This is a genomic window from Shigella sp. FC1661 (assembly GCF_001712525.1).
Classification (GTDB): Bacteria; Pseudomonadota; Gammaproteobacteria; order Enterobacterales; family Enterobacteriaceae; genus Escherichia; species Escherichia coli.
On sequence record NZ_MDGW01000216.1, the window covers coordinates 1 to 3,311 of the forward strand.

At 53.6% G+C, this 3,311-nt stretch carries 5 protein-coding genes and 2 pseudogenes; all 7 read right to left on the reverse strand.

What is annotated here, in order from left to right; all coding sequences use genetic code 11:
• Positions 1-435: pseudogene (locus BFF42_RS13135) on the reverse strand (DUF968 domain-containing protein); the annotation flags it as partial.
• Between the two features lie 7 nt (positions 436-442).
• Entirely contained in the window at positions 443-1,252 is an 810-nt protein-coding gene (locus BFF42_RS13140) for a KilA-N domain-containing protein (protein WP_001061420.1), read from the reverse strand.
• Between the two features lie 19 nt (positions 1,253-1,271).
• Positions 1,272-1,661 carry a RusA family crossover junction endodeoxyribonuclease gene (locus BFF42_RS13145; RefSeq protein ID WP_000767117.1) on the reverse strand — a complete coding sequence of 130 codons (390 nt, stop codon included), beginning with the start codon at positions 1,659-1,661 and terminating at the stop codon, positions 1,272-1,274.
• A complete protein-coding gene (locus BFF42_RS13150; protein ID WP_000066914.1) occupies positions 1,658-2,311 on the reverse strand; it encodes a phage N-6-adenine-methyltransferase in 654 nt (217 codons plus the stop codon). Before BFF42_RS13150 ends, BFF42_RS13145 begins: the two co-directional genes overlap by 4 nt.
• Positions 2,311-2,799, reverse strand: a complete 489-nt coding sequence (locus BFF42_RS13155) for a PerC family transcriptional regulator (RefSeq protein WP_000055009.1) — start codon at positions 2,797-2,799, stop codon at positions 2,311-2,313. The genes BFF42_RS13150 and BFF42_RS13155 overlap by 1 nt, the downstream gene beginning before the upstream one ends.
• A pseudogene (locus BFF42_RS26940) lies at positions 2,796-2,963 on the reverse strand (helix-turn-helix domain-containing protein); the annotation flags it as partial. The gene BFF42_RS13155 and the pseudogene BFF42_RS26940, both read right to left, overlap by 4 nt.
• Before the next feature lie 6 nt (positions 2,964-2,969).
• The coding region (locus BFF42_RS13165) for an integrase core domain-containing protein (RefSeq protein ID WP_073841232.1) at positions 2,970-3,311 on the reverse strand (342 nt) is incomplete at its 5' end.

Below are 3,311 nucleotides of genomic sequence, written 5' to 3' on the forward strand. Positions count from 1 at the left end.
CAACACCCAGCGGGCACAGTTATCCGTTGCCATTGATTCCAGCCGTTCCGTGAACTGGTCACGGAGAAGATTGTCACAGTGCCAGCACAGACGGATTGCACCCGGAGCGTGTCGCATTGTGGTCATGTTCTCGCTGTGCCAGTCGGAATGAGGCCACTGGCAGCCTTTTTCACGAAGTAACCAGCTTTCAAGACATTCCACGCCACCAGCACGACGGATCACTTCCTCATTGCGGAACACGGCCCGAACGGCAGGATCATCCGCCAGCGGTTGTGATGCCGCCGGAACGGCACCACTGGCGAAAGATGAATAACGCTCCGGCTCAGGCTCCAGCAGGACACGCCCCTGCATAAACAGGGGCATCAGCTCTGAACCTGGTCTGAACAATACGATCCCCATACGCGGGGCAATTTCAGGGGTCAGTAGTGCTCTCACGGTCACCTCAATGAACGGTATCGAGCAGCTTTAACAGCTCAGGGAATCGGGATTCGAAGAAATGCGGCTGCGTCTCGCGCGGATTTGCAGGACAGGTGATGTTCTTGCCGAACATGCAGCCTTTCGCTGTCAGCGACCAGAATTTTTTGATGTTGTTAATCGCGGTACGGCTGTATCGTTCGCGCTGCTCGACGATCCCCAGCTTAACCATCTGGTGATATGCCTGATTAGCCGTAAGGCGGATACCATACTGTTTCAGCAGTGCACTCAGCGACAGCGTGGGGCGACTTGAGCCATCAGGCGCGTCAGCAGGAGCATCAATGGCATAGCGCGGTGCCAGATTCGGTAAGCCAACAGCCTCCTGGAGTTTCTGACAGGCACCAAGCACTGAAGAGTTAGACAGGTTTAATTCCCGGCGCATAAAGTCCAGCAGAATCACACCAGCCTGCATCTTGTCAGCAGCCTGTCCGGATAATTTTTCCGGTGCGCTGGTTACCATGTCGAAAGTACGGATCACCTTCAGATGGAATGACGGGCTGATCCACATTGCATAGGCATACACCAGTTCCTTGCAGACATACGTTCCCCGTTCATTTCCCCCATGAATCATACTCACCGGGTCAACACCCAAATTCTGGGTGTTGGTCAATTCATAAACAAGCTCAACAGTTTGTTGGCTGGAAATAAACTTTCCCGGCTCCTTGGTTCTGGCATTTGCACCAGATGCTACTGCTGCGCGATGCAGATCGTTCAGGCTGTAACGCCCATAAGCATCACGACGAACTTCAATACCATCAATGACCATCAGATTATTCATACTTCGTTTCTCCTCTTGATCAGGCGGCTGCACCCGCCGTTTTCTCGTACTTACTGATAGTGATCTCGACCTTCCCTTTCGGGATAACCGGTCCCCACTCCACCAGCATTCTTTTCACCTGACTGTCGTCTTCCCACACACCCGCGTGGGTCAGGGCGTCAAACAGCGCCTTGTTATAGTTGTCCAGATCGCGGATCCGGTTATCCGGAGGAAACAACACGATCTCCACTGAAGCAGGTGCCGACGTTGGTTTCGGCAGACGACGTAACTGCTCAACTATTGCTGCGCACGCCGCGCTCTGGAATTTTCGCCCCGCCGCGCTTATCAGGCTCTTACCAGCAAACGCCCCTTTGTTGGGGTGTCGCCAGTACGTGTTCACGCTGGGCGGAAAAGGCAGTATTAGCTTCATGCCACCATCTCCCTGACCAGTTTTTCCGCCTGCTGGCGAACCTGCGCCAGAAATGCCTCACCACATGCCTCAAGTTCATCGCGCCCGATGTAGCTGATTGCCGGTCCCTTCCAGGTCTTGTCGAAAACAGCAATAGCACCAGCGAAGAAAGCACCTGTTGGCACCTGCTTTTCGTCTTTCGGGATAAACCAGGCAGGCAGTTCAAAACCAATACGCCCGCGAATAAAAGCAATATGATCTGCATCTTCCGGCCACCACACTTCGCTGGTGGCAGCTTTGATCAGGAAAACATAGCGCCCGCCTTTATCACGCATGGCACTGGCATGCTTCATGATGTAACGCATGCCGATGATGTATTGCCCCTCATGCTGACTGGCGCGGCTGTACGGGGGATTGCCAAAGGCAGCACCTTTAAGCTCCGCAAGACGTTCTGACCAGTCATGCGCCAGCGCGTTGTCTTCCGCCGTGTAATACGCGGCACATTTGGCGTTATCACCGTCAGTGAACAGATCCAGAACAAACGGACCAAACAAGGTGTTAATTCCCCAGAAAATGTTGTCCGGCGTGCGCCACTGATCGCCCACTTCCTTCAGTTCATGGGCTGGTTTGTTCCGCAGTTCCACCAGCGCCTGGCAATATTTATTACTCATTAAGCCCCCACGTAATTCCCTGACAGATACCACTCATCACCCGATACAGCGCGCTTACTGCTTTTCCGTAAACACTGCTCACGACGCGCCAGAAAATTGTTTCGTTCTGGCTGGGAGTGGCTTTCACGGAATGCCGCCATCCACACCGTTGCAGCACGACGGTATAAGCCCCTGGACTCCAGTTCTTCCGCCTGGCGGGTCAGGCACAAAATCTCCCGCGGGTCGTTAGTGCCGACATAGAAATTGCGCACAGGTCTGGTTTCACGAACTGGTTGCGGTTCCGCCTCCTGCGCTCTCTCAGTCAGGCGCGGGAAATGTCTGCGTGTATCCCCTTCACAACGGTGAGCCACACGACCACTCTGACGTAATTTGCTTGCTGACTGCAGAACGCACTGCCGTGAGTAACCTGCAAAAGCATCCGCAATGTCTCCGGAAGTACACCCCGGATGGGCTTCAATGAATTTCTGAACTTCATTCAAAAGACTCATAATCCCCCCCTGAATCCTGCCGGGATCTGGCTGTAGTCCACGTTGTCGTAACTGGCTTTGAAGTACGGGTCCTCGCGTCTGGCTGCAGATACCGCAGGAACTTCCCAGGATTCTTCGAAATGACGATCTGGACCAAAGAACGTGACAGCCTGTTTCACAAATTGAAGTGGTCAACAAAAACTGGCCACCGAGTTAGAGTTTTTCCAGTATCGATTTTCCGATTCGTTTGGGGGTAACCCACCGTTATATTCGTGCGGTCTTAGTGCGCTGTAATATCCAACGATATAGTCCGTTATGGCGTGAGCTGCCTCGCTGAAGCTTACGTAACCCACCACCGGCATCCATTCGTTCTTCAGACTCCTGAAGAAGCGTTCCATTGGGCTGTTATCCCAGCAGTTTCCGCGCCGGCTCATACTCTGTCTGATCTGGTATCGCCACAATAACTGCCGGAACTGCCTGCTCGTATAATGACTGCCCTGATCGCTGTGGAACATCACCCCGCCGGGCTTACC

Excerpts from the sequence above, each read along its gene's own strand:
- BFF42_RS13140 (WP_001061420.1), bottom strand. The coding sequence starts at position 1,252 with ATGAATAATCTGATGGTCATTGATGGTATTGAAGTTCGTCGTGATGCT.
- BFF42_RS13145 (WP_000767117.1), bottom strand. The coding sequence starts at position 1,661 with ATGAAGCTAATACTGCCTTTTCCGCCCAGCGTGAACACGTACTGGCGA.
- BFF42_RS13150 (WP_000066914.1), bottom strand. The coding sequence starts at position 2,311 with ATGAGTAATAAATATTGCCAGGCGCTGGTGGAACTGCGGAACAAACCA.
- BFF42_RS13155 (WP_000055009.1), bottom strand. The coding sequence starts at position 2,799 with ATGAGTCTTTTGAATGAAGTTCAGAAATTCATTGAAGCCCATCCGGGG.